Source organism: Kitasatospora sp. NPDC001261 (genome assembly GCF_042896795.1).
Taxonomy (GTDB): domain Bacteria; phylum Actinomycetota; class Actinomycetes; order Streptomycetales; family Streptomycetaceae; genus Kitasatospora.
This window is the reverse complement of the sequence record NZ_JBIAXP010000006.1, coordinates 130,590-156,475: the sequence shown is the minus strand read 5'-3', so window position 1 is coordinate 156,475 and position 25,886 is coordinate 130,590. Positions and strand designations below refer to the sequence as shown.

Below are 25,886 nucleotides of genomic sequence, written 5' to 3'. Positions count from 1 at the left end.
AGCGACTGCCGAGCGAAGCGAGGCGGGCGCATGAGTGAGATTCTGGTCGTCGACGACGAGCCCGCCCTCCTGCGCACCCTGCGGATCAACCTCAGCGCCCGGCACTACGCCGTCCGCACCGCCGCCAGCGGCGGGGAGGCGCTGGACCGCGCCGCGCACAGCGCCCCGGACGCCGTCCTGCTCGACCTCGGCCTGCCCGACCTCGACGGGATGGACGTGCTGCGCGGCCTGCGCACCCACAGCGCGGTGCCGATCATCGTGCTCTCCGGCCGGACGGACGCCGCCGACAAGGTGGGCGCCCTGGACGCGGGCGCCGACGACTACCTCACCAAGCCGTTCCTGATGGACGAGCTGCTGGCCCGGCTGCGCGCCGTGCTGCGCCGGCCGCTGGGCGACGTGCCGCTGGGCCGGCCGGTGATCGGCGACCACACCGTGGACCTCGCGGCCACCGCGGTGCACGGCCCGAACGGCCCGGTCCGGCTCACCCCGACCGAGTGGCGCATCCTCGCCCTGCTGCTCGCCAACCCGGGCCGGCTGGTGCCCGGGAGGCAGATCCTGCGCGAGGTGTGGGGCCCGGCCCAGGAGGGGCGCGGCAACTACCTGCGGGTCTACTTCGCCGGGCTGCGCCGCAAGTTGGAGCGCGATCCGGCCCGGCCGCGGCACCTGGTCACCGAGCCGGGGATCGGGTACCGGTACGTGCCGTGACGGACCGGCGCACCGGTGCCGGCGCGCCCCCGTCAACGAGCCGTCAAGAGCGGCCCGGTGGGCGACAGGGGGGCGTCAAGGCCGCTCGGCGGCGGTGTTCCGCGGGCGTAGTGTCGGTGTCGAACGAGCGGCCCCTGCTCCGTGTGGGGGAGGTCCGGGGCCGCTCCAGCCGCCGCCCGAGGCGGCCAGCAGGTGGGGGAGGGGCGCGCGACACCAGTCGCGCGCCCCCATCTGCCGTCAGGGGCCATCAGGCCCACTCCGGGACCGGCTCAGCCGTCCCCGCCCCCGGACTGCCGGGGCAGCGCCAGCGCCACCGTGTCCGCGAACTCCCGGACCGCGCTGGTCCGGCTGACCACCCGGCCGCTGTGCACCACCAGCCGGCTGTGCCCGCCCGCGAGCGCCCCGGCCAGGCTGTCCCCGCGCACCGCCAGCAGCTCCGCCGGGAACCCGGCGTCCACCCGGACGGGTGCCAGGCCGAGCGCCGCCCGGGCCTGGTTCGCCACCGCGTCGTACGCCGCCTCCGGGGTCAACTCCCCACCGGCCGCCAGCAGGTAGGCCGACTCCAGCGGATCCGCCCGGCCGACCGGGTTGGACGGGTCGCGCAGCGCCCCGCTGCCCGCCGCCAGCGGCACCCCGGCGGCCGCCAACTCCCGTACCAGGCCCGGCCGCAGGCCCGCCGAGCGGCCCTCCATGCCGGTGCAGCAGCCGTTCTGCGGCAGGCAGACCACCCGGACCCCGCTGGTCGCCAGCACCGTCGACGCGCCCCGGGGCAGCGCCCCGCACGGGCCGAGCGCCACCCGGGGCCGCAGTGGGGCCAACGCCCCGGTCATCCGGGCGAGTTGGGCGGCGTCGCCGGCGCCGGTGTGCAGGTCCACCGGGCAGTCCGCCTCCCGGGCGGCCTCCAGCAGCAGCTGCACGTACCCGGCCGGGTCCGGGTCCAGCTCCGGGCAGCCGCCGGCCGCCGTGGCGCCCAGCTTGAGCGCCTCGCGCAGCTGCGCCCGCCCGTCCGCGCCGGCCCGTCCGGTGAGCAGCCGGGGCATCGCCACCGCCTGGAGCTCGGCCAGCCCGCCCAGCGCCTGCCGGGCGGTCAGCACCGCCTCCAGCCGGCGCAGCCCGTGCACGTCGCCGATCCGGACGTGGGTGCGCTGGGCGGTGGCGCCGTAGCCGAGCGAGGTCAGCGCGGCCTCGGTGACCCGGCGGGTGAGGTCGGCCGGGGTGTCCGGCGGCGGGGTGGGCAGGGCGGCGGAGAAGGCGGTGTCGTAGTGGGCGTGCGCCTCGGCGGGGGCCGGGAGCAGCAGGTAGCCGCGCAGGTCGATCCGGGCGCCGGTGGTGACGGTGGGCGCGCCGGGCAGGGCGGGCAGCGGGCCGAGGCTGCCGACGGTGCCGACCGCCTGGATCCGGTCGCCGCTGATCCGGACGTCCACCACCCGCCCGTCCGCCAGCCGGGCGCCGGTGAGGAGCAGGACCGGGCCGTGCCCGAGCGGGTTGGCCGCCGGGCCGGGCCCGGAGTGCGGCCCGTCGGCGGCTGCGCTGTCCATCGCCCGGCTCCTTCTCGGGCCGGCCCGTGCGGTCGGCCCCGTACGGCTGGCCCGTACCGCCGGCCAGTCCTCCCGATCAATGAGCGTCGAGCCTATGGGCCCGGGGGGCGGGTCGCCGGGAGGCGGGCAATAGTCGTATCGGGTCGGGCCGTGCGGCTCGCGGGCCGATCGAACGCCGGGCCTTGGATCGTCCGTCCGTACCCCTCGCCCACCTGCGGTCTTCGCCGCGGGATACGGATTTCACCTCCGGGCGCGAAACGTGTAATCTCTTCCTCGTTCGCCCCTATAGCTCAGTCGGTAGAGCGTCTCCATGGTAAGGAGAAGGTCTGCGGTTCGATTCCGCATGGGGGCTCTGGTGAGAAGCGGTCAGCTCCGGCTGTGCCGCGGATCACTGTGGCGGTGTAGCTCAGTTGGTAGAGCAAGCGGCTCATAATCGCTGTGTCACCGGTTCAAGTCCGGTCACCGCTACCCCGCGTAGTCGGTCGGGAGATCGCACTCCCGGTCGGCTACTCTTGTTGTGTTCTTATTCGTTGTCCAAGGAAGGCACTCCCGTGGCTGCCACCGACGTCCGCCCGAAGATCACGCTGGCCTGCGTGGAGTGCAAGGAGCGGAACTACATCACCAAGAAGAACCGGCGTAACGACCCGGACCGTCTTGAGATGAAGAAGCACTGCCCCCGCTGCAACTCGCACACCGCGCACCGCGAGACCCGCTGACCCTCTTGCAGGGCGACGGGCCTGTGTGAATTCAGGTCTCTTGCTCCGGGCCGCATCCCTCACAGGGGGTGCGGCCCGGAGTTTTTTTCGTATCCACCCGCGTTCCGAGGAGCCGCCATGGCGCTCGACCCCTCCTTCATCGGGCGTAGCTACCCGCCCACCGAGCCGTACGAGGTCGGCCGGGAGAAGATCCGCGAGTTCGCGACCGCGGTCGGCGACGCCAACCCGGCGTACACCGACCCGGAGGCGGCGAAGGCGCTGGGGCACCCCGACGTGATCGCCCCGCCGACCTTCCCGTTCGTGATCACCTACCGCGCGGCCGGCCAGGTGGTCGAGGACCCGGAGCTGGGTCTGGACTTCAGCCGGGTGGTGCACGGCGACCAGAAGTTCGCCTACACCCGCCCGGTGCGGGCCGGTGACCGGCTGTCGGTCACGGTGACCATCGACAACATCAAGTCGCTGGCGGGCAACGACGTGCTCACCGTGCGTGGCGAGGTGACGGACGCGACCGGCGGGCACGTTGTGACGTCGGTCATGACCCTGGTGGCCCGGGCCGCCGACGAGGCGGGGGAGTGAGCGCGATGGCGATCGACTACGACGAGGTCGAGGTCGGCACTGAGCTGCCGGCGCAGTCCTTTCCGGTGACCCGCGACACACTGGTGCGGTACGCGGGGGCCTCGGGCGACTTCAACCCGATCCACTGGAACGAGAAGTTCGCCCTGGAGGTCGGCCTGCCGGACGTGATCGCGCACGGCATGTTCACCATGGCCGAGGCGATCCGGGTGGTCACCGACTGGGTCGGCGACCCGGCTGCGGTGGTCGAGTACGGCGTGCGGTTCACCCGGCCGGTGCCGGTGCCGAACGACGGGGTCGGCGCGGTGGTCGAGGTCTCGGCCAAGGTCGCCAAGAAGCTGGACGACCGCAGGGTGCAGGTCGACCTGCTGGCCACCACGGGCGGCCAGAAGGTGCTCGGCATGTCCCGGGCCGTCGTCCGGCTCGGCTGAGCGGCCCCGGGGGGCGCGGCGGCCGGGGTCCCGTACGGGATCTCCGGCCGCCGGCGCGGGCCTTGCGTAGATAGTGATTGGCCACTAACTTGGGGCCCATGGCGAAGTCGAGCATCCGGATGAGCGCGGAGGAGCGGCGCGAGAGCGTCGTCCGGGCCGCCCTGACCGAGTTCGCCCGGGGCGGGTACCACGGCACCTCCACCGAGGCGATCGCCCGCCGGGTGGGCGTCTCGCAGCCGTACCTGTTCCGGCTGTTCCCGAGCAAGCAGGCGATCTTCGCCGCGGCCGCCGAGCGCTGCGTCGAGGAGACCTGGCGGGTGTTCGACGAGGCCTCGGCCGGGCTGTCCGGCGAGGCGGCCGCGGAGGCGATGTCCACCGCGTACCTGGGCCTGGTCGAGAACGGCGACCAGCTCATGATGCAGATGCAGCTCTACGTCTCGGCGTCCGCGGCCAGGGCGGCCGGTGAGGACGAGGTGGGGGAGACCGCCCGGCTGCTGTGGGAGGACCTGTTCGACCGGGTCAGGATCCGGATCGGCGGCGGAATGAAGGACGCCACGCAGTTCTTCGCGTACGGGATGCTGATCAACACCCTGGTGGCGCTCGGCTATCCGCCGGACCACCGGATCTGGGCCGGCTTCGACGGGTGCGAGCCGCCCGAGTAGGCGCGCCGCCCGGATGGACGGGCCGCACGGGGTGTCCGTGCGGCCTCTTTTCGGCCCAAAGAAGTTATTGAGCAATAACTACCTAAGGAACCTGGGGGACGTCATGACGGAGAAACCTGCCATGGGCAGAGCGGCGGTCTGGACCCTGGTGATCGTCAGCGCGGCCAGCTTCATGGCCGCCCTGGACAACCTGGTGGTCACCACCGCGCTGCCGTCGATCCGCGAGGAGCTCGGCGGCGGACTGTCCGACCTCGAATGGACGGTCAGCGCCTACACCCTGAGCTTCGCCGTGCTGCTGATGTTCGGCGCCGCCCTCGGCGACCGCTTCGGCCGCCGCCGGATCTTCCTGGTCGGGCTGGCGGTCTTCACCGCCGGCTCCGCCGCGGCCGCGCTGTCCCCGGGCATCGGCGAACTGATCGCCGCCCGCGCCGTCCAGGGCACCGGGGCCGCGGTGATGATGCCGCTCACCCTCACCCTGCTCACCGCCGCGGTGCCCGAGGGCAAGCGGGGGATGGCCTTCGGCATCTGGTCGGGGGTCAGCGGCCTCGCCGTCGCCGCGGGGCCGCTGATCGGCGGCTCGCTGACCGAGCACTTCTCCTGGCAGTGGATCTTCTGGGTGAACGTCCCGGTCGGCCTCGTCCTGCTGCCGCTGGCCTACCTGCGGCTCGGTGAGAGCCGGGGCCCGGGCCGGGCCCTGGACGTGCCCGGAACCCTGCTGGTCAGCCTGGGGATGTTCGGCGTCGTCCTCGGCCTGATCCGCGGCAACCCGGACGGCTGGACCAGCCCGCTGGTCCTCGGCGCCCTGATCGGCGGCACCCTGCTGCTGGCCGCCTTCGTCCGGTACGAGCAGCGGGTCGCCGCCCACCCGATGCTGCCGATGCGACTGTTCCGCAGCCGGGCCTTCTCCGCCGTCAACGCGGCCAGCCTGCTGATGTACCTGGGGATGTTCGGCTCGATCTTCCTGATCAGCCAGTACCTCCAGGGCGTCGGCGGCTTCAGCCCGCAGGAGGCGGGCATCCGGATGCTGCCGTGGACGGCGATGCCGCTGCTGGTCTCGCCGATCGCGGGCATCCTCTCCGACCGGATCGGCGGCCGGCCGATCGTGGTCGCCGGGCTGGCGCTGCAGGCCGCGGGCCTGGCGCTGTACGGCCTGGTGGTGGACGGGAGCACCGGCCTCGACTACGTCGCCCAGATACCGGCCACCGTGATCTGCGGGATCGGCATGTCGCTGTACTTCGGCCCGACCGCCCAGCTGGTGATGGCCAGCGTCCGGCCGCAGGAGCAGGGGATCGCCTCCGGCGCCAACAACGCGCTGCGCGAGGTCGGCGGGGCGCTCGGGGTCGCCGTGCTCGCGGCGGTGTTCTCGGGGCAGGGCGGCTACCAGTCGGTGCGGGCCTTCACGGACGGGCTGGTGCCCGCGCTGTACGTCGGCGCCGCCGCCGTCGGGCTCGGCGCGCTCGCCGCGGTGTTCATCCCGCGGCGGCGGAAGGCGCCGGTCGCGGCGGCGGGGGAGCGGGCGGCGGACCGGGCCGAGCTGGCCCGGGTCTGAACGGGGGCGTAGGGGAGGGGCCCGCCGACGGGAATCGCGTTCCGGTCGGCGGACCCCTCCCCCGTACGCTGGTGGGCGTGCTGGTAGAAAACGACTCCCCCCTCGCCCCGCTGACCACGCTCCGGCTCGGCGGCCCGGCCCGCCGCCTGGTGACCGCCCACACCGACGACGAGGTGATCGCCGCCGTCCGCGAGGCCGACGCGGCCGGCGAGCCGCTGCTCGTCCTCGGCGGCGGCTCCAACCTGGTGATCGGCGACGCCGGCTTCCCCGGCACCGTGCTGCGGATCGCCACCGAGGGCTTCGCCCTGGACGGCACCGCGTTGGAGGTCGCGGCCGGCGAGACCTGGTCCGAGGTCGTCCACCGCACCGTGCGCGACCACGGGCTGGCGGGCATCGAGTTCCTGGCCGGCATCCCCGGCTCCGCGGGCGCCACCCCGGTGCAGAACGTGGGCGCGTACGGCCAGGAGGTCGCCCAGTCGATCACCGAGGTGGTCGCGTACGACCGCACCGCCGACGAGGTCGTCACCCTCTCGAACGCCGAGTGCGGGTTCTCCTACCGGCACAGCCGCTTCAAGGCCGAGCCGGACCGCTACGTGGTGCTGCGGGTGCGGTTCCGCCTGGAGGACAACGACGGGCTCTCCACCCCCGTCCGCTACGCCGAGACCGCCCGGCACCTGGGCGTCGAGCCGGGCGCCCGGGTGGCGGTCGGCACGGCCTGGACGGCGGTGCTGCTGCTGCGCTCCGGCAAGGGCATGGTGCTGGACCCGGCGGACCACGACACCTGGTCGGCGGGCTCCTTCTTCACCAACCCGGTGCTCACGGCCGCGCAGTACGAGTCCTTCCGCACCCGCCCGGGCACCGAGGACGCCCCCGCCTACCCGGCCCCGGAGGGCTGCACCAAGACCTCGGCGGCCTGGCTGATCGACCGGGCGGGCTTCGGCAAGGGCTACGGCGGCGGCCCGGCGACGCTCTCCACCAAGCACACCCTGGCGCTCACCAACCGCGGCTCGGCCACCGCCGAGGACCTGCTGGCACTGGCCCGGGAGATCCGGGACGGGGTCCGCGCGGCCTTCGGGGTGGAGCTGGTGAACGAGCCGGTGATGGTGGGCGTCAAGCTCTAGCCGCGGCCCTAGGTCCTGTCCTAGGCGGGTACGGCGGCCGCCTCCGCGGGGGCGCGGTCGCCGACCAGCCAGGCGTCGATGTCCGCCAGCAGCTCCTTGCGGACGGCCTCCGGCGCGACCGAGCCGCGCACCGACTGCCGTGCCAACTCCGCGAGTTCGGCGTCGGAGAAGCCCAGCACGTCCCGGACCAGCTCGTACTGGGCGGCCAGCCGGCTGCCGAACAGCAGCGGGTCGTCCGCGCCCAGGGCGAGCGGCACCCCGGCATCGAAGAGCCGGCGCAGCGGCACCTCCTCGGGGCGCTCGTAGACGCCGAGCGAGACGTTGGAGGACGGGCAGACCTCGCAGGTGACCTGCCGGTCCGCCAGCCGCTCCATCAGCCGGGGGTCCTCGGCGGCCCGTACGCCGTGGCCGATCCGGGCGGCGCCCAGGTCGTCCAGGCAGTCCCGGACGGACTCCGGGCCGGACAGCTCGCCGCCGTGCGGGGCCGCCAGCAGCCCGCCGTTGCGGGCGATCGCGAAGGCCCGGTCGAAGTCCCGGGCCAGGCCCCGGCGCTCGTCGTTGGAGAGGCCGAAGCCGACCACCCCGTGGTCGGCGTAGCGGACGGCCAGCCGGGCCAGCGTCCGGGCGTCCATCGGGGACTTCATCCGGTTGGCCGCGACCAGGACCCGGATGCCCACCCCGGTCGCCGCGGCGGCGTGCTCCACCGCGTCCAGGATCAGCTCCAGGGCGGGGATCAGTCCGCCCAGCCGGGGCGCGTACGACGTCGGGTCGACCTGGATCTCCAGCCAGCGGGAGCCGTCCCGCCGCTCGTCCTCGGCGGTCTCCAGGACCAGCCGGCGGATGTCCTCCTCGTCCCGCAGCACCGAGCGGGCGGTGTCGTACAGCCGCTGGAAGCGGAACCAGCCCCGCTCGTCGGTGGCCCGCAGCCGGGGCGGCTCGCCGGAGCTGAGCGCCTCCGGCAGCCGGACGCCGTGCTTGTCCGCCAGCTCCAGGAGGGTGGCGGGCCGCATCGAGCCGGTGAAGTGCAGGTGCAGGTGGGCCTTCGGGAGGCCCCTGACGTCTCGCGGGTTCAACAGGCGTTCCATTCACCGATACTGCCGTATACGGCCCCTGAACGGGAACCGCCCCCTCTACATCCCCTGAAGGGGTGAAAGGGGGCGGTGCGCCGGGTGAAACCCTGGCGTCGGGTTGACGTCGGCGGACGGACCCGAGGTCAGTCGCGGGCCTCGCCGAGCAGCTTCTGGACCCGGCTGACGCCCTCGACCAGGTCGGCGTCGCCGAGCGCGTAGGAGAGCCGCAGGTAGCCGGGGGTGCCGAAGGCCTCGCCCGGGACGACCGCGACCTCGGCCTCGTCCAGGATCAGGGCGGCCAGCTCGGCGGAGGTCTGCGGGCGCCGGCCGCGGATCTCCTTGCCCAGCAGGCCCTTGACCGACGGGTAGGCGTAGAAGGCGCCCTCGGGCTCGGGGCAGAGCACGCCCTCGATCTCGTTGAGCATCCGCACGATGGTCTTGCGGCGGCGGTCGAAGGCCTCGCGCATCTCGGCGACCGCGTCCAGGTCGCCGGCCACGGCGGCCAGGGCGGCGCGCTGGGCGACGTTGGAGACGTTCGAGGTGGCGTGCGACTGGAGGTTGGTCGCGGCCTTGATGACGTCCTTCGGGCCGACCACCCAGCCCACCCGCCAGCCGGTCATCGCGTAGGTCTTGGCGACACCGTTGACCACGATGCACTTCTCGGCCAGCTCGGGCAGCAGGGCCGGCAGCGAGGTGAAGGTGGCGTCGCCGTACACCAGGTGCTCGTAGATCTCGTCGGTGAGCACCCACAGGCCGTGCTCCAGCGCCCAGCGGCCGATCGCCTCGGCCTCGGCCTCGGTGTACACCGCGCCGGTCGGGTTGGACGGCGAGACGAACAGCACCACCTTGGTGTTCTCGGTGCGCGCGGCCTCCAGCTGCTCGACCGAGACCTTGTAGCCGGTGGTCTCGTCGGAGACGACCTCCACCGGGACGCCGCCGGCCAGCTGGACCGACTCCGGGTAGGTGGTCCAGTACGGGGCCGGGATGATGACCTCGTCGCCCGGGTCCAGGATCGCCGCGAACGCCTCGTAGATCGCCTGCTTGCCGCCGTTGGTGACGAGCACCTGGGAGGCGTCCACCTCGTAGCCGGAGTCGCGCAGCGTCTTGGCGGCGATCGCGGCCTTCAGCTCGGGCAGGCCACCCGCCGGGGTGTAGCGGTGGTTCTTCGGGTCGCGGCAGGCCTCGACGGCCGCCTCGACGATGTAGTCCGGGGTGGGGAAGTCGGGCTCGCCGGCACCGAAACCGATGACCGGGCGGCCGGCGGCCTTGAGGGCCTTGGCCTTGGCGTCCACGGCGAGGGTCGCGGACTCGGCGATCGCGCCGATCCGGGCGGAGACCCGGCGGTCGGCGGGGCGGATGGACTGGTCGGGCTGCGGGGTGGAAGCGCTCATGCCTGCATCGTCGCAGAACCGGGACCTACCGGGCATCGGGGTATCGGCATCCGTACGTTCCCGTCCGAATCGCGGCCCGACGGTCCGTCGGAAGGGGCCCCGCCGGACCGGACGTCCGCCGGGGGAGCGGCCGGTCCGGAAGAGAAGCCGGAAGAAGAAGTTCGACCAAACACCCCTCGACCACGTACACTCGCTGCTCGACGGCCCGCCGAGAACCGGAGCTTTCACCGCCTGTACAGACAGCGGGGGGAGATACGGTAGGTTGGTCGCCACCGGAGCCGCGAGGCACCGTAGGGCAATAGCTCAATTGGTAGAGCACCGGTCTCCAAAACCGGCGGTTGGGGGTTCGAGTCCCTCTTGCCCTGCTGCTAGATCCGTTTTCAGCCCGTTCGCTCCACAGGAGTGAGCGGGCTTGATGCGGAGATGGCACCGATCAGCACCGCTAGCCGACTGGCCGCCCCCACCGGGTGCGCGGCGAAGCCGGCAGGACCCGGATTCAGGTGAGGACGAGTGACGGAGACCACGGGCTCCACCGCAACGCCTGAGAGCGGCAACCCCGAGGGTGCCGACGGCGCTGCCGAGATCGCATCGGCCGAGGGCGACAAGAAGTCCGGCAAGCAGAAGAAGTCGGGCAAGCGGGCCAAGAAGGGCCTGTTCGCACGGACCGCCCTCTTCTACCGCCAGATCATCGCCGAGCTGCGCAAGGTCGTCTGGCCGACCCGCGGCGAGCTCACCAACTACACCGCCGTGGTCGTCACCTTCGTGGTGGTCATGATGGCCTTCGTGGCCGGCCTGGACTACGGCTTCTCCAAGCTGAGCCTCCTGGTCTTCGGCTGACCGGCCGCCCCACCTCTCGAACAGCCTCCCGACCCGGGCCGATTACTCGGCCCGGGTCGAGCTGTCGGCGCCGGACGTACGCGCGGCTACCGTGGACTCGGTACTGTTGAAGTCTCCGAGACCTCACCTGGCGCCCGCGCGAGCGGCCGTCCGCCGGGCCGGTCGAGGAGCGCGCCACCTTCACCATCTCCAGGAAAGAAGCCGCCACCGTGTCTGAGTCCCCCCTGTACGACGCCGACGAGACCGTCCGCGAGGCGGATGGCGCCGCCGAGCTGGACGCGGCCGAGCCGGCTGACGACGCCGAGTCCGCCGAGCAGATCGTGGACGCCGCGGACAGCGACGAGGACGAGGTCGAGGCGTACGACGAGGCCGAGGCCGGCGAGCCCGCCGAGGAGGCCGCGCTGCACGTGGAGGGCGACGCCGAGGCCGAGGAGTCCGTCGAGGACGCCGAGGACGCCGAGGAGGCCGAGGAGGAGTCGGCCGACGAGGTCGACCCGGTCGCCAAGTTCCGCGAGGACCTGCGCTTCATGCCGGGCGAGTGGTACGTGATCCACACCTACGCCGGCTACGAGAACCGGGTGAAGCAGAACCTGGAGCAGCGCGCCGTCTCGCTGAACGTCGAGGAGTACATCTTCCAGGCCGAGGTGCCGCAGGAGGAGGTCGTCCAGATCAAGAACGGCGACCGCAAGACCATCCGCCAGAACAAGCTCCCCGGCTACGTCCTGGTGCGCATGGACCTCACCCCCGAGTCCTGGGGCGTCGTGCGCAACACCCCGGGTGTCACCGGCTTCGTCGGCAACGCCTACGACCCGTACCCGCTGACCCTGGACGAGGTCGTCAAGATGCTCGCCCCCGACGTCGAGCGCCAGGCGGCCAAGGAGGCCGGCAAGCCCTCGCCGATCAAGCCGAGCGAGATCCAGGTGCTGGACTTCGAGGTCGGCGACTCGGTCACCGTCACCGACGGTCCGTTCGCGACCCTCCAGGCGACCATCAACGAGATCAACCCGGACTCGAAGAAGGTCAAGGGCCTGGTCGAGATCTTCGGCCGGGAGACCCCGGTCGAGCTCTCCTTCGACCAGATCCAGAAGAACTAGTCATACCGTCTTCGGGTTCGGGGCGGGGGCGAGGAGCCTCCGCCCCGAACCCGTTTTGGTCCAGCGGCGCGGACGCGTTAGCCTGGTCCGATGTGTGTGCTGGCGGCCGGGTGTCGCCCCGGTTTCGCACGCACCAGCAATCACCTCTCGGAAGGACCCGGAGAGACATGCCTCCCAAGAAGAAGAAGGTCACGGGGCTTATCAAGCTCCAGATCAACGCCGGTGCGGCCAACCCGGCGCCGCCGGTCGGCCCCGCGCTGGGCCAGCACGGCGTCAACATCATGGAGTTCTGCAAGGCCTACAACGCTGCGACCGAGTCGCAGCGCGGCATGATCGTGCCGGTGGAGATCACGGTCTACGAGGACCGTTCCTTCACCTTCATCACGAAGACGCCGCCGGCCGCGCGCCTCATCCTGAAGGCCGCGGGTGTCGACAAGGGCTCCAGCGAGCCGCACAAGACCAAGGTCGCCAAGCTCACCAGCGCCCAGGTCCGCGACATCGCCACGACCAAGATGCCCGACCTGAACGCCAACGACCTGGACGCCGCGGAGAAGATCATCGCCGGCACCGCCCGGTCGATGGGCATCACCGTCGAGGGCTGAGTTCCCTTCTCGTCCCCTGTGGTAGGGCCCGCGCAGGCCCGTGACACCACAACTCCATTCATCATTCAGGAGCAGCCATGAAGCGCAGCAAGGCCCTGAAGGCCGCGGACGCCCAGGTCGACCGCGAGCGCCTTTACGCCCCCCTCGAGGCCGTCCGCCTCGCCAAGGCGACCAGCACCACCAAGTTCGACGGCACCGTCGAGGTCGCCATGCGTCTGGGCGTCGACCCGCGCAAGGCCGACCAGATGGTCCGCAGCACCGTGATCCTCCCGCACGGCACCGGTAAGACCGCTCGGGTCCTGGTCTTCGCGACCGGCGAGCGTGCCGAGGCCGCGCGTGCTGCGGGCGCCGACATCGTCGGCTCCGACGAGCTCATCGACGAGGTCGCCAAGGGCCGCCTCGACTTCGACGCCGTCGTCGCCACCCCGGACCTCATGGGCAAGGTCGGCCGCCTCGGCCGCGTGCTCGGTCCCCGTGGCCTGATGCCGAACCCGAAGACCGGCACCGTGACCCCGGACGTGGCCAAGGCCGTGAACGAGATCAAGGGCGGCAAGATCGAGTTCCGCGTCGACAAGCACTCGAACCTGCACTTCATCATCGGTAAGGCCTCCTTCACCGACGAGCAGCTGGTCGAGAACTACGCCGCCGCGCTGGACGAGGTGCTCCGCGCCAAGCCGTCCGCCGCCAAGGGCCGCTACATCAAGAAGACCGCGTTCTCGACCACCATGGGCCCCGGCGTCCTGGTGGACCCGAACCGCACCCGCAACCTCCTCGCCGAGGAGGACCCGGCCGCGGTCTGAGCCCCAGTGCTCTAGAGCAGTCCGTACGACGGGCCCGTACCCCCTTCACCGGGGGTGCGGGCCCGCCGTCGTTCCCGGGGAAGGAGCCGGTACGGGGCCCGGCGCGGGCCGGTCGGGCCGACGGGCCGGAACGGTTGCCGGATCGGGACACCGGCGGATGGGAACGACGGGCCGAACCGTCGTACGCTCTGCCGGTCAGACCATGTGGAGCACCTGTGACCGCCGGAGTGTGCCGTGCTGCCCGCCCCTCGCCCCACCGTTCTCGTGGCGGCCCTGCTGCTGCTCACCACCACCGGGTGCAGCCTGCTGGCCGTCCCGACCACCCGTACCCCCGGGGGCCCCGCTCCGGTGCCGCCCAAGCAGGTGGTGCTCTCGGCCGCGCAGGGGCTGGACGACGCCGGCGGCGCCCGGATCGACGTGGTCCAGGAGGGCCCGGCCGGCCGGCGCACCGCGAGCGGCTCCCTGGTCTGGGGCGCCGCGGACGAGGCCGGGCTGGCCGTCACCGACGAGCTGGGCACCGGACGGCTGACCGTGAAGGACGGCGCGCTCGACCTCGTCTACCAGGGCGGCGCGGCCAAGCACGCGGAGCGGAGCACCGCCGAGTCGGTGGACCCTGCGGCGGGCCCCGACCCGGAGGGCTTCGCGGGCGGCTGGACGACCGCGCTGATCACCAACCCGGGCAGCCGGGCGTACGAGGTCGCGCAGGGCGTCAAGCTCACCTCGCTCGGCGGCGAGCAGCTGGCCGGGGTGACCGTGGCGCACTACCGGGGCTCCGCGCCGGTGGCCGAACTGTTCGGCAAGGACGACGAGTTGAGCCCGCAGCGGCGGGCCGCCACGCTGGACTGGTACCAGCGGCACGGGGTGACGGCGATCGGCTACGACGTCTGGGTCGGCCCCGGCATGCAGCTGCTGCGGCTGCGCGAGACGGTCCGGGGGAGTGCGGGAACCACGGTCACCACGACCGATGTCTCGGCTCCCGGAGCGGCGGACGCGACGCCCGCCGCCGGCGGGTGACGGGGGAGCGGATATCCGGCGCGTGGGGCTTCCGGCGATCCGTTAGAGTCCGGATGAGAAACGCATGAGAAGAGCTGACAATCAGCTCTTCGAGGGGGGAAGTCATGGCTGGAACCCGCAAGGCCGCCGTCACCGTCGTCCTCGCCGCCCTGGCGCTGACCGCGACCGCGTGCAACAACGACAAGCCGGCGGACAAGAACGCCGCCCCGGCCGCGCCGACCACGGCCGCCGCCCCGGCCACCCCGTCGGCCGCCGCCCCGACCGGCGCGAAGCCGGAGAAGGTCAGCCCGGCGGTCTTCCTGGAGCAGGTCACCCAGAAGACCGGTGCGGCCAAGTCGGCGAAGGTCGACGAGCTGATCCAGGTCGGCGAGATCACCATGAAGGGCCAGGGCGCGCTGTCCTGGGCCGACGGCCTGGAGGCCGACCTCGCGATGGACCTGTCGGGCTCCCCGCTGGGCAAGGTCCTGGCGCCGATCACCGGCGGGCCGAAGGCGCACTACCTGTACACCAAGGACGCGGTGTTCCTGGGCCTCGGCGGGGAGCTGCTGCAGAACAGCGGCCCGCGCTGGGTGCGCTACACCATGGCCGACATGGCCAAGGCCTCCGGCGGTGCGACCGACCAGCTGCAGAGCGCGGACCCGGTGCAGGGCGTCCGGACGCTGATCGCCGGCGGCAAGGTCACCGAGGTCGGCCCGGAGACGGTGAACGGCAAGGCGACCACCCACTACTCCGGCGTGATCAGCGCCGCGGACCTGGCCATCGCCTCCACCCAGGGCATCACCCAGGCGCAGGCCGACCGGATCAAGAAGGGCCTGGACGCGGCCGGCATCGCCAGCGAGCAGGTCGACGTCTGGGTCGACGCCGACAAGCTCGTGGTCAAGCGGACCGAGCAGGCCGAGAGCAAGGTCGGCGCGGTGAACGTCTCCGTCAGCTACTCGGACTACGGCACCCCGGTGATCGCCGCCACCCCGGTGGACTACATCGACCTCGCCGACCTCCAGAAGGCCGCCGCTGGCAGCTGATCCCCGCCGCCCCGGACCGGAGCCCCGGCGCCGGTCCGGGCTCGGCCGACCCGGTGGACCCGCCCGCCCGAGGGGGGCCGCCACCGGGCCGGTCGGAGACGGGTGGCAAGGTGGCCGGAACGGGGCCGCCGTCGGACGGGGGCGGGCGAGAGGGGAACGGACGATGGCGGCACGGCAGCGCTTGGCGGCGGTGGCCGTCGTCGCCCTGCTGACCAGCGGGCTGAGCGGGTGCGGCGGGGGCGGGGAGACGTCCGCCACGCCGTCCGGCAGCCCGAGCCTGAGCACCGCCTCGCCGTCCACCGCCTCCCCGAGCGCCCAGGCCAAGCCCACCGACCGCTCGCCGCACGGGGTGCTGCTCTCCGCCCAGCTGGCCATGCAGACCGCCCGCCGGGCCAAGGTCAGCTACCGGCTCGGCCCGGACGCCGGGTCCGGCCCGCTGTTCTGGCAGCCCAAGACCGCGCTCCAGATCAAGCGCTCCACCCCCGCCGAGGCCGAGCAGCTGATCGTCGTGGACACCGTCGCCTACCAGGGCGGGGACGCCGCCACCGCGGCCAGGCAGGGCGGCCGGCACTGGGAGCGCTTCACCGTCCCGCCGGACGCGGACGGCCACAAGGAGGTCCCGTACGCCGGGCTGATCGACCTGCTGAACCCGGTCGAGGCGCTGACCGCGGCCACCGCCGAGGGGACGGACCCGGTCTTCGTCGGCGAGGAGAAGTTCGAGGACTCGACCGTCGAGCACTACCGGGTCGCCACCACCGCCGAGAAGTACGCGGCCGCCCAGGCCCAGCTGACCGCGGCCCGCCGGGACGGCCTGCGGGCCGCGCTCTCGCCCGGCGGCTCGGCCTCGCTCACCCTGGACCTCTGGCTCAACGACAAGGACCAGCTGGTCCGGCTCCAGCGGACCGGCACCGGGGACAGCGGCCGGCAGGACGACTCGGTGCTCTACACCGACCTCGCCGGGGCGCTGCTCTCGGCACAGGCGCCGGCCGAGTCGGACACCGTGGACACCGGCGTCCGGACGGTCTCCCCGCTGGCCCGCTGAGCCGACGGCCCGTTGAACCGCCGGACCGTGCCGCGGCGACCCCGGGGGATGCCCCGTCCGAGGGCGATTTGCACCTGGTGAGGGGCTCCGGTTACTGTTGCCGAAGCCAAAGACCGCTGGTTGTCGCCGCGCCCGTCAGGGATCGGTGGCCGAAGGATCTGCGCTTCGTCGCAGGCAGCCCGCGCAGGTGTGTCTGGAGCTTCGACTTCCGGGTCCGCGTTCGCGCGATCGCCCGTCGAGGTCGTCACGAGCCCCGTGCGCCTGCGCACCGGGGCTCATTGCGTTTTCGCAGGAGCTTTCCTTCCCTCCAGTCGGTCCACGGCGACCCAGGTCGACTTTTGCGGTCGGCCCGACTTCGACATCACGGAAGGAGGCGTAAGCCTATGGCCAGGCCCGACAAGGCTGCCGCCGTCGCCGAGATCACGGACAAGTTCCGTGGCTCCTCCGCGGCGCTGCTGACCGAGTACCGCGGTCTCTCGGTGAAGCAGGTCAAGACCCTGCGTCGCTCGCTCGGCGACAACGCCGAGTACGCCGTGGTGAAGAACACGCTGACCAAGATTGCGGCCAATGAGGTCGGGATCACGGAGCTCGACGACCTGTTCAACGGTCCGACGGCTGTCGCCTTCGTCACCGGTGACCCGGTGGAGTCGGCGAAGGCTCTGCGTGACTTCGCCAAGGAGAACCCCGCTCTCATCATCAAGGGCGGTGTCCTTGACGGTAAGGCGCTGTCCGCCGATGAGATCAAGAAGCTCGCGGACCTCGAGTCCCGCGAGGTGCTGCTCGCCAAGCTGGCGGGTGCCCTGAAGGCCAAGCAGTCCCAGGCTGCCGCGCTCTTCCAGGCCCTGCCGTCGAAGCTCGTCCGCACTGTGGACGCGCTGCGCGACAAGGTCGAGCAGGGCGGTGCCGGTACGCCGGCTCCCGCCGCCGAGGACGCGGCCGCCGAGTAATTCGGCAGGCTCACGCCTCGCTGCGGGCCCGTGCCCGCCCAACCCGTACATACGGCACCACCTGCCGATTTAGTGGAAGGACGCCATCATGGCGAAGCTGACCCAGGACGAGCTGCTCGCGCAGTTCGAGGAGCTCACCCTCATCGAGCTCGCTGCCTTCGTGAAGGCCTTCGAGGAGAAGTTCGACGTCACCGCTGCCGCCCCGGTCGCCGTTGCCGCCGCCGGTGGCCCGGCCGCCGTTGAGGCCGTCGAGGAGCAGGACGAGTTCGACGTCATCCTCGATGGTGCCGGCGACAAGAAGATCCAGGTCATCAAGGAGGTGCGCACCCTGACCTCCCTCGGCCTGAAGGAGGCCAAGGACCTCGTTGACACCGCTGGTGCCAAGGTCCTGGAGAAGGTTGCCAAGGACGTTGCCGAGAAGGCCAAGGCCGCCCTCGAGGGTGCCGGCGCCAAGGTCACCGTCAAGTGACTTCTCGCCCCCTCTGAGGGGGCCTGAAGCCGGGCCGATCACCCTTGCGGGTGGTCGGCCCGGCTTTTTCGCGTTCCCGGGCCCCTGGGCCGGGCGCGGGGCCCCGTTCCGCCGCCCCCGGCCGGCCCGGTCCACCGGTGTGGCCGAACGCCCACTCGGCACCGTCGGTGCCGGACGGTATGGTGATCACCGTCGTCGAGGGCGGCCCCACCACGGCTTCTGTAACGCCGAGGGGGTCGCGGTCGATAGACCGGTCGAGGCCCGCACCGTCGGCGGGCCCTTGACGAACCCGGCGGGGCGCGCGATTCTCAAGGCGCGAGTCCGCCCGGTTGGTCCGCTACTGGATGCATAACCAGTGGCTCCGGCGGGAAATGACTCCACGTGAGTTAGAGCAGTACCCGGTGGGCGTCCGCGCTCGCCGGCTACCGGGAGGAGTCTCCGATTCGGTCTCCGAATCAGAGCTGGACAGCAGTGTGGCCATTGGCTACACTGTCCCTTTGCGCTGCCTGTTAGCTGCTCCGTGACTCGTCGCCCGGAGTTTGCGTTGCCCTGAAGGGGTCTGGCATCGCCTCCGCAAAGCGGCTCTGACCTGGGACTTCGATCCCGGCGGAGGCCAGTGGCGAGGAGGCGGGACCAAGCCCGTGAAGGCCCGGCTGGTACGCGCGTAGTGAGCTCCGAGCCCTCGGAAGGACCCCCCTCTTGGCCGCGCCGCGCAACGCCTCGAACAATTCCGCCGCATCCACCGCCCCGCTCCGCGTCTCGTTCGCGAAGATCAAGGAGCCCCTCGAGGTCCCCAACCTCCTGGCCCTGCAGACCGAGAGCTTTGACTGGCTGCTCGGCAACGCGGCCTGGAAGTCCCGGGTCGAGGCGGCCCTGGAGAGTGGTCAGGACGTCCCCACGAAGTCCGGTCTGGAGGAGATCTTCGAGGAGATCTCCCCGATCGAGGACTTCAGCGGGTCGATGTCGCTGACCTTCCGCGACCACCGTTTCGAGCCGCCGAAGAACTCCATTGACGAGTGCAAGGACCGCGACTTCACGTTCGCGGCCCCGCTCTTCGTCACCGCCGAGTTCACCAACAACGAGACCGGTGAGATCAAGTCTCAGACGGTCTTCATGGGCGACTTCCCGCTCATGACCCACAAGGGCACGTTCGTGATCAACGGCACCGAGCGTGTCGTCGTGTCGCAGCTGGTCCGCTCCCCGGGTGTGTACTTCGACTCCACCCTGGACAAGGTGTCCGACAAGGACATCTACTCCTGCAAGGTCATCCCCTCGCGTGGTGCCTGGCTGGAGATGGAGATCGACAAGCGCGACATGGTCGGCGTCCGCATCGACCGCAAGCGCAAGCAGTCCGTCACCGTGCTGCTCAAGGCGCTCGGCTGGACCAACGAGATGATTCTCGAGGAGTTCGGCGAGTACGAGTCGATGCGCGCCACCCTGGAGAAGGACCACACCCAGGGCCAGGACGACGCGCTGCTGGACATCTACCGCAAGCTGCGCCCGGGCGAGCCGCCCACGCGCGAGGCCGCGCAGACGCTTCTGGAGAACCTCTACTTCAACCCGAAGCGCTACGACCTCGCGAAGGTCGGCCGTTACAAGGTCAACCGCAAGCTGGGCAACGCCGAGTCGCTGGACTCCGGCGTGCTCACCGAGCCCGACATCATCGGTGCGATCAAGTACCTGGTGAAGCTGCACGCGGGCGAGACCGAGTGGCGTGACGACGAGGGCCGCGACATCGTGGTCGAGGTCGACGACATCGACCACTTCGGCAACCGCCGCCTGCGCAACGTCGGCGAGCTCATCCAGAACCAGGTCCGTACGGGTCTCGCCCGTATGGAGCGCGTCGTGCGCGAGCGCATGACCACCCAGGACGTCGAGGCGATCACGCCGCAGACCCTGATCAACATCCGGCCGGTCGTCGCCTCCATCAAGGAGTTCTTCGGCACCAGCCAGCTGTCGCAGTTCATGGACCAGACGAACCCGCTGTCGGGCCTGACCCACAAGCGTCGTCTGTCCGCGCTCGGCCCTGGCGGTCTCTCCCGTGAGCGCGCCGGCTTCGAGGTCCGTGACGTGCACCCCTCGCACTACGGCCGCATGTGTCCGATCGAGACGCCCGAAGGCCCGAACATCGGTCTGATCGGCTCGCTGGCCTCGTACGGCCGGGTCAACGCGTTCGGCTTCATCGAGACGCCGTACCGCAAGGTCGTCGACGGTGTGGTCACCGAGAAGGTCGACTACCTGACGGCCGACGAGGAGGACCGCTACGTCATCGCCCAGGCGAACGCCCCGCTGACCGCGGACCTGCACTTCGCCGAGCCGCGTGTCCTGGTCCGCCGCCGTGGCGGCGAGATCGACTACATCCCGGGCTCCGAGATCGACTACATGGACGTCTCGCCGCGCCAGATGGTGTCGGTCGCGACCGCCATGATCCCGTTCCTCGAGCACGACGACGCCAACCGCGCGCTCATGGGCTCGAACATGATGCGCCAGGCGGTGCCGCTGCTGAAGAGCGAGGCCCCGCTGGTCGGTACCGGCATGGAGTACCGCTGCGCCGTCGACGCCGCGGACGTCATCACCGCCGAGAAGGCCGGTGTCGTCCAGGAGGTCTCGGCCGACTACGTCACCGTGGCCAACGACGACGGCACGTACACCACGTACCGCGCCGCCAAGTTCACCCGCTCCAACCAGGGCACCGCCTTCAACCAGAAGGTGCTCGTGGACGAGGGCGCCCGGGTCGAGGTCAACCAGGTGCTGGCCGACGGCCCGTGCACCGACGAGGGCGAGATGGCCCTCGGCAAGAACCTGCTCGTGGCGTTCATGTCGTGGGAGGGTCACAACTACGAGGACGCGATCATCCTGTCGCAGCGCCTCGTGCAGGACGACGTCCTCTCCTCGATCCACATCGAGGAGCACGAGGTCGACGCCCGTGACACCAAGCTCGGCCCCGAGGAGATCACCCGGGACATCCCGAACGTCTCCGAGGAGGTCCTGGCCGACCTCGACGAGCGCGGCATCATCCGCATCGGCGCCGACGTCGTCACCGGCGACATCCTGGTCGGCAAGGTCACGCCCAAGGGCGAGACCGAGCTGACCCCGGAGGAGCGCCTGCTCCGCGCGATCTTCGGCGAGAAGGCCCGTGAGGTCCGCGACACCTCGCTGAAGGTGCCGCACGGTGAGTCCGGCAAGGTCATCGGCGTCCGCGTCTTCGACCGCGAAGAGGGCGACGAGCTGCCCCCGGGCGTCAACCAGCTGGTCCGCGTCTACGTGGCCCAGAAGCGCAAGATCACCAACGGTGACAAGCTCGCCGGCCGTCACGGCAACAAGGGCGTCATCTCGAAGATCCTGCCGGTCGAGGACATGCCGTTCCTGGAGGACGGCACCCCGGTCGACATCATCCTCAACCCGCTGGGTGTCCCGTCCCGAATGAACCCGGGACAGGTCCTGGAGATCCACCTCGGGTGGCTCGCCAAGCAGGGCTGGGACGTCTCCGGCCTCGCCGACGAGTGGGCCCAGCGCCTCCAGGCGATCGGCGCCGACACGGTCGAGGGCGGCACCAACCTCGCCACCCCGGTCTTCGACGGCGCCCGCGAGGACGAGATCACCGGCCTGCTGGACAACACCACCCTCACCCGTGACGGTGAGCGCCTGGTGAACTCCACCGGCAAGGCCCGCCTGTTCGACGGCCGCTCCGGCGAGCCGTTCCCGATGCCGGTCTCGGTCGGCTACATGTACATCCTCAAGCTGCACCACCTGGTCGACGACAAGCTGCACGCCCGCTCGACCGGTCCGTACTCGATGATCACCCAGCAGCCGCTCGGTGGTAAGGCGCAGTTCGGTGGTCAGCGCTTCGGTGAGATGGAGGTGTGGGCCCTCGAGGCGTACGGCGCCGCCTACGCGCTCCAGGAGCTGCTCACCATCAAGTCCGACGACGTCCTCGGCCGCGTCAAGGTCTACGAGGCCATCGTCAAGGGCGAGAACATCCCCGAGCCCGGCATTCCCGAGTCCTTCAAGGTCCTCATCAAGGAAATGCAGTCGCTCTGCCTCAACGTGGAGGTGCTGTCCTCGGACGGCCAGTCCATCGAGATGCGGGACTCCGACGAGGACGTGTTCCGCGCCGCCGAGGAGCTCGGCATCGACCTGTCCCGGCGCGAGCCCAGCAGCGTCGAAGAGGTCTGACGGAGGTTGGGCCGGCCGCAGCAGCGGCCGGCCCGCCCCCAGGCCCCCCTCAGACCACATGAACGACTCTCGACTTACGAAAGAGGGCTTGACGACCAGTGCTTGACGTCAACTTCTTCGACGAGCTCCGCATCGGCCTGGCCACCGCCGACGACATCCGCCAGTGGTCGCACGGCGAGGTCAAGAAGCCGGAGACCATCAACTACCGCACCCTGAAGCCGGAAAAGGACGGGCTCTTCTGCGAGAAGATCTTCGGCCCCACCCGGGACTGGGAGTGCTACTGCGGTAAGTACAAGCGCGTCCGCTTCAAGGGCATCATCTGCGAGCGCTGCGGCGTCGAGGTGACCCGCGCCAAGGTGCGCCGCGAGCGGATGGGCCACATCGAGCTGGCCGCCCCGGTCACCCACATCTGGTACTTCAAGGGCGTGCCGTCCCGCCTGGGCTACCTGCTGGACCTGGCGCCGAAGGACCTCGAGAAGGTCATCTACTTCGCCGCCTACATGATCACCTGGGTCGACGACGAGCGCCGCCAGCGCGACCTGCCGTCCCTGGAGGCGCACGTCTCGGTCGAGCGCCAGCAGATCGAGAACCGCCGCGACTCCGACCTCGAGGCCCGCGCCAAGAAGGCCGAGACCGACCTGGCCGAGCTGGAGGCCGAGGGCGCCAAGGCCGACGTGCGCCGCAAGGTGCGCGAGGGCGCCGAGCGCGAGATGAAGCAGCTGCGCGACCGCGCGCAGCGCGAGCTCGACCGCCTCGACGAGGTGTGGGCCCGCTTCAAGAACCTCAAGGTCCAGGACCTCGAGGGCGACGAGCTGCTCTACCGCGAGCTGCGCGACCGCTTCGGCACCTACTTCTCCGGCTCGATGGGCGCGGCGGCCCTCAAGGACCGCCTCGAGACCTTCGACCTGGCGGAGGAGTCCGAGCGCCTGCGCGAGATCATCCGCACCGGCAAGGGCCAGAAGAAGACCCGTGCGCTCAAGCGCCTCAAGGTCGTCTCCGCGTTCCTGCAGACCACCAACAAGCCCAACGGCATGGTGCTGGACTGCGTCCCGGTCATCCCGCCGGACCTGCGTCCGATGGTGCAGCTGGACGGTGGCCGCTTCGCGACCTCCGACCTGAACGACCTGTACCGCCGCGTCATCAACCGCAACAACCGCCTGAAGCGCCTGCTCGACCTCGGTGCCCCCGAGATCATCGTGAACAACGAGAAGCGCATGCTCCAGGAGGCCGTCGACGCGCTGTTCGACAACGGCCGCCGCGGCCGTCCGGTCACCGGCCCGGGCAACCGCCCGCTGAAGTCCCTCAGCGACATGCTGAAGGGCAAGCAGGGTCGTTTCCGTCAGAACCTCCTCGGCAAGCGAGTCGACTACTCGGCCCGTTCGGTCATCGTCGTCGGCCCGCAGCTCAAGCTGCACCAGTGCGGTCTGCCGAAGGCCATGGCGCTGGAGCTCTTCAAGCCGTTCGTGATGAAGCGCCTGGTGGACCTGAACCACGCGCAGAACATCAAGTCGGCCAAGCGCATGGTCGAGCGCGCCCGTCCGGTCGTGTGGGACGTCCTCGAAGAGGTCATCGCCGAGCACCCGGTCCTGCTGAACCGTGCGCCCACCCTGCACCGCCTCGGCATCCAGGCCTTCGAGCCGCAGCTGGTCGAGGGCAAGGCCATCCAGATCCACCCGCTCGTCTGCACCGCGTTCAACGCGGACTTCGACGGTGACCAGATGGCCGTCCACCTGCCGCTCTCCGCGGAGGCGCAGGCCGAGGCCCGCATCCTGATGCTGTCCTCGAACAACATCCTGAAGCCGGCCGACGGTCGCCCCGTCACCATGCCGACCCAGGACATGGTGCTCGGTCTGTTCTTCCTGACCTCGGACCGCGACAACGTGAAGGGCGCCGGCCGCACCTTCTCGTCGACCGCCGAGGCGATCATGGCCTTCGACGCCCGCGACCTGGACGTCCAGGCCCCGATCGAGCTGCGCCTGCCGGCCGGCACCGTCCCGCCGCGCGGCTGGACCCCGCCGGTGGACGAGGAGGGCCAGTCCGGCTGGTTCGACGGCGAGCCGTTCCGCCTGACCACCACCCTGGGCCGCGCGCTCTTCAACGAGCTGCTGCCCGAGGACTACCCGTTCGTCGACTACGAGGTGGGCAAGAAGCAGCTCTCCGCGATCGTCAACGACCTGGCGGAGCGCTACCCCAAGGTCGTCGTCGCGGCGACGCTGGACAACCTGAAGGCGGCCGGCTTCCACTGGTCGACCCGCTCGGGCGTCACCGTCTCGATCTCGGACGTCGTCGTCCCGCCGAACAAGCCCCAGATCCTGGAGGGCTACGAGGCGAAGGCGGAGAAGGTCCAGCGTCAGTACGAGCGCGGCCTGATCACCAACGACGAGCGCAAGCAGGAGCTCATCGGCATCTGGACCCAGGCGACCAACGAGGTCGCCGAGGCCATGAACGAGAACTTCCCGAAGACGAACCCCATCTTCATGATGGTCGACTCGGGTGCTCGTGGAAACATGATGCAGATGCGCCAGATCGCCGGTATGCGTGGTCTGGTGTCGAACGCCAAGAACGAGACCATCCCGCGACCCATCAAGGCGTCGTTCCGTGAGGGTCTGTCCGTGCTGGAGTACTTCATCTCCACCCACGGTGCCCGTAAGGGTCTGGCCGACACCGCCCTCCGTACCGCCGACTCCGGCTACCTCACCCGTCGTCTGGTCGACGTCTCCCAGGACGTCATCATTCGCGAGGAGGACTGCGGCACCGAGCGCGGCCTGAAGCTGGCGATCGGCTCCGTGGGCCCGGACGGCGTGCTGCGCAAGGCCGACGACGTCGAGACCAGCGTCTACGCCCGCATGCTGGCCGAGGACATCACGGTGGACGGCAAGCTCCTCGCCACCGCCAACACGGACCTCGGCGACGTCCTGATCGACGAGCTGATCCGCCACGGCATCGGCGAGGTCAAGACCCGCTCGATCCTGACCTGTGAGTCGGCCGTCGGCACCTGCGCCATGTGCTACGGGCGCTCGCTGGCCACCGGCAAGCTGGTCGACATCGGCGAGGCGGTCGGCATCATCGCCGCCCAGTCCATCGGTGAGCCCGGTACCCAGCTGACCATGCGTACCTTCCACACCGGTGGTGTGGCCGGTGACGACATCACCCAGGGTCTGCCGCGTGTCGTCGAGCTCTTCGAGGCCCGTACCCCCAAGGGTGTGGCCCCGATCTCGGAGGCGCAGGGCCGGGTCCGCATCGAGGACACCGAGAAGACCCGCAAGCTGGTCGTCACCCCGGACGACGGCAGCGACGAGATCGCCTACCCGGTCTCGAAGCGCGTGAAGCTGCTGGTCAGCGAGGGCGAGGCGGTCGAGGTCGGCCAGAAGCTGACCATGGGTGCCACCAACCCGCACGACGTCCTGCGCATCATGGGCCAGCGTGCCGTCCAGGTCCACCTGGTCGCCGAGGTCCAGAAGGTCTACAACTCGCAGGGTGTGTCGATCCACGACAAGCACATCGAGATCATCATCCGGCAGATGCTCCGCCGCGTGACGATCATCGAGTCGGGCGACGCCGAGCTGCTGCCCGGCGAGCTGGTCGAGCGCGGTCGCTTCGAGCAGGAGAACCGCCGCGTCGTCGCCGAGGGCGGTCACCCCGCCTCCGGCCGTCCGCAGCTGATGGGTATCACCAAGGCCTCGCTGGCCACCGAGTCCTGGCTGTCGGCCGCCTCCTTCCAGGAGACGACCCGGGTCCTCACCGACGCGGCGATCCACGCCAAGTCGGACCCGCTGCTGGGCCTCAAGGAGAACGTCATCCTCGGTAAGCTCATCCCGGCCGGTACGGGTCTGCCCCGCTACCGCAACATCCGGGTCGAGCCGACCGAGGAGGCCAAGGCCGCGATGTACTCGGCCGTCGGCTACGACGACTACGACCTGTCGCCCTTCGGCGCCGGCTCCGGCCAGGCGGTCCCGCTGGACGACTACGACTACGGCCCGTACACCGGCTGAGTCGCGCGTCACTGACGCAGGGCGGTCACCCCTCACGGGGTGGCCGCCCTGCGGCGTTCCCGGGGGCCGTCAGGGGCCTTCGGGGCGGGCCGGGCAGCCGGACCCGCCGGGGGCGGCGGGGAGCCTTCAGGGGGC

Annotated in this window: 21 protein-coding genes and 3 tRNA genes; 21 read left to right on the top strand and 3 right to left on the bottom strand. The window is 71.0% G+C overall.

What is annotated here, in order from left to right:
• The first annotated feature begins 30 nt into the window (after positions 1 to 30).
• Entirely contained in the window at positions 31 to 705 is a 675-nt protein-coding gene (locus ACFY4B_RS10315) for a response regulator (protein ID WP_049652081.1), read from the top strand.
• Between the two features lie 269 nt (positions 706 to 974).
• Here ACFY4B_RS10315 and ACFY4B_RS10310 read toward each other — a convergent pair whose 3' ends face one another.
• Positions 975 to 2,243, bottom strand: a complete 1,269-nt coding sequence (locus ACFY4B_RS10310) for a hydrolase (RefSeq protein ID WP_074003979.1) — start codon at positions 2,241 to 2,243, stop codon at positions 975 to 977.
• A gap of 279 nt (positions 2,244 to 2,522) precedes the next feature.
• On the opposite strand from ACFY4B_RS10310, the gene ACFY4B_RS10305 reads away from it, so the two are divergent.
• The 8 genes from ACFY4B_RS10305 (at position 2,523) to ACFY4B_RS10270 (ending at position 7,295) form a co-directional block, all read left to right on the top strand.
• A tRNA-Thr gene (locus tag ACFY4B_RS10305) sits at positions 2,523 to 2,595 on the top strand.
• Between the two features lie 43 nt (positions 2,596 to 2,638).
• Positions 2,639 to 2,711, top strand: a tRNA-Met gene (locus ACFY4B_RS10300).
• 83 nt (positions 2,712 to 2,794) lie between these two features.
• Positions 2,795 to 2,959: a 50S ribosomal protein L33 gene (gene rpmG, locus ACFY4B_RS10295; RefSeq protein WP_006604855.1), complete on the top strand. Its 165-nt coding sequence runs from the start codon at positions 2,795 to 2,797 to the stop codon at positions 2,957 to 2,959.
• 117 nt (positions 2,960 to 3,076) lie between these two features.
• Positions 3,077 to 3,535 (top strand): MaoC family dehydratase N-terminal domain-containing protein, encoded by a 459-nt coding sequence (locus ACFY4B_RS10290; protein ID WP_117488252.1) that lies wholly within the window; start codon positions 3,077 to 3,079, stop codon positions 3,533 to 3,535.
• A gap of 5 nt (positions 3,536 to 3,540) precedes the next feature.
• Positions 3,541 to 3,963: a MaoC family dehydratase gene (locus ACFY4B_RS10285; protein WP_049651990.1), complete on the top strand. Its 423-nt coding sequence runs from the start codon at positions 3,541 to 3,543 to the stop codon at positions 3,961 to 3,963.
• Positions 3,964 to 4,061: 98 nt separating this feature from the next.
• Positions 4,062 to 4,625 carry a TetR/AcrR family transcriptional regulator gene (locus ACFY4B_RS10280; RefSeq protein WP_234348396.1) on the top strand — a complete coding sequence of 188 codons (564 nt, stop codon included), beginning with the start codon at positions 4,062 to 4,064 and terminating at the stop codon, positions 4,623 to 4,625.
• A 103-nt stretch (positions 4,626 to 4,728) separates the two neighbouring features.
• Positions 4,729 to 6,174 carry an MFS transporter gene (locus ACFY4B_RS10275; RefSeq protein ID WP_387967137.1) on the top strand — a complete coding sequence of 482 codons (1,446 nt, stop codon included), beginning with the start codon at positions 4,729 to 4,731 and terminating at the stop codon, positions 6,172 to 6,174.
• A gap of 71 nt (positions 6,175 to 6,245) precedes the next feature.
• On the top strand, positions 6,246 to 7,295 hold the full coding sequence (locus tag ACFY4B_RS10270) for a UDP-N-acetylmuramate dehydrogenase (RefSeq protein ID WP_387967135.1): 1,050 nt from the start codon (positions 6,246 to 6,248) through the stop codon (positions 7,293 to 7,295).
• A 20-nt stretch (positions 7,296 to 7,315) separates the two neighbouring features.
• On the opposite strand, the gene ACFY4B_RS10265 is transcribed toward ACFY4B_RS10270, so the two are convergent.
• The gene (locus ACFY4B_RS10265; RefSeq protein WP_049651987.1) at positions 7,316 to 8,380 is read right to left on the bottom strand and encodes an adenosine deaminase; all 1,065 of its coding nucleotides are present in this window, start codon (positions 8,378 to 8,380) and stop codon (positions 7,316 to 7,318) included.
• Positions 8,381 to 8,508: 128 nt separating this feature from the next.
• Positions 8,509 to 9,756 (bottom strand): pyridoxal phosphate-dependent aminotransferase, encoded by a 1,248-nt coding sequence (locus ACFY4B_RS10260; RefSeq protein WP_375876145.1) that lies wholly within the window; start codon positions 9,754 to 9,756, stop codon positions 8,509 to 8,511.
• 292 nt (positions 9,757 to 10,048) lie between these two features.
• Between ACFY4B_RS10260 and ACFY4B_RS10255 the strand changes: the two genes are divergently transcribed.
• The 12 genes from ACFY4B_RS10255 (at position 10,049) to ACFY4B_RS10200 (ending at position 25,751) form a co-directional block, all read left to right on the top strand.
• Positions 10,049 to 10,121 (top strand) — tRNA-Trp (locus ACFY4B_RS10255).
• Between the two features lie 145 nt (positions 10,122 to 10,266).
• Positions 10,267 to 10,593, top strand: coding sequence for a preprotein translocase subunit SecE (secE, locus tag ACFY4B_RS10250; RefSeq protein ID WP_049651985.1), 327 nt, complete (start codon positions 10,267 to 10,269; stop codon positions 10,591 to 10,593).
• Positions 10,594 to 10,802: 209 nt separating this feature from the next.
• Entirely contained in the window at positions 10,803 to 11,687 is an 885-nt protein-coding gene (gene nusG / locus ACFY4B_RS10245; RefSeq protein ID WP_387967133.1) for a transcription termination/antitermination protein NusG, read from the top strand.
• A gap of 167 nt (positions 11,688 to 11,854) precedes the next feature.
• A complete protein-coding gene (rplK, locus tag ACFY4B_RS10240; protein WP_049651984.1) occupies positions 11,855 to 12,289 on the top strand; it encodes a 50S ribosomal protein L11 in 435 nt (144 codons plus the stop codon).
• A 77-nt stretch (positions 12,290 to 12,366) separates the two neighbouring features.
• Entirely contained in the window at positions 12,367 to 13,089 is a 723-nt protein-coding gene (rplA, locus tag ACFY4B_RS10235) for a 50S ribosomal protein L1 (RefSeq protein WP_049651983.1), read from the top strand.
• A 234-nt stretch (positions 13,090 to 13,323) separates the two neighbouring features.
• Entirely contained in the window at positions 13,324 to 14,103 is a 780-nt protein-coding gene (locus tag ACFY4B_RS10230) for a hypothetical protein (RefSeq protein WP_049651982.1), read from the top strand.
• Between the two features lie 104 nt (positions 14,104 to 14,207).
• The gene (locus ACFY4B_RS10225) at positions 14,208 to 15,125 is read left to right on the top strand and encodes a hypothetical protein (protein WP_387967132.1); all 918 of its coding nucleotides are present in this window, start codon (positions 14,208 to 14,210) and stop codon (positions 15,123 to 15,125) included.
• 163 nt (positions 15,126 to 15,288) lie between these two features.
• A complete protein-coding gene (locus ACFY4B_RS10220; RefSeq protein WP_117488240.1) occupies positions 15,289 to 16,167 on the top strand; it encodes a hypothetical protein in 879 nt (292 codons plus the stop codon).
• A gap of 383 nt (positions 16,168 to 16,550) precedes the next feature.
• Positions 16,551 to 17,114 (top strand): 50S ribosomal protein L10, encoded by a 564-nt coding sequence (gene rplJ, locus ACFY4B_RS10215; protein WP_045693068.1) that lies wholly within the window; start codon positions 16,551 to 16,553, stop codon positions 17,112 to 17,114.
• An 85-nt stretch (positions 17,115 to 17,199) separates the two neighbouring features.
• Positions 17,200 to 17,583: a 50S ribosomal protein L7/L12 gene (gene rplL, locus ACFY4B_RS10210; protein WP_198959424.1), complete on the top strand. Its 384-nt coding sequence runs from the start codon at positions 17,200 to 17,202 to the stop codon at positions 17,581 to 17,583.
• Positions 17,584 to 18,282: 699 nt separating this feature from the next.
• A complete protein-coding gene (gene rpoB, locus ACFY4B_RS10205) occupies positions 18,283 to 21,759 on the top strand; it encodes a DNA-directed RNA polymerase subunit beta (protein ID WP_074003975.1) in 3,477 nt (1,158 codons plus the stop codon).
• 98 nt (positions 21,760 to 21,857) lie between these two features.
• Entirely contained in the window at positions 21,858 to 25,751 is a 3,894-nt protein-coding gene (locus ACFY4B_RS10200; protein WP_074003974.1) for a DNA-directed RNA polymerase subunit beta', read from the top strand.
• The last annotated feature ends 135 nt before the right edge of the window (positions 25,752 to 25,886 follow it).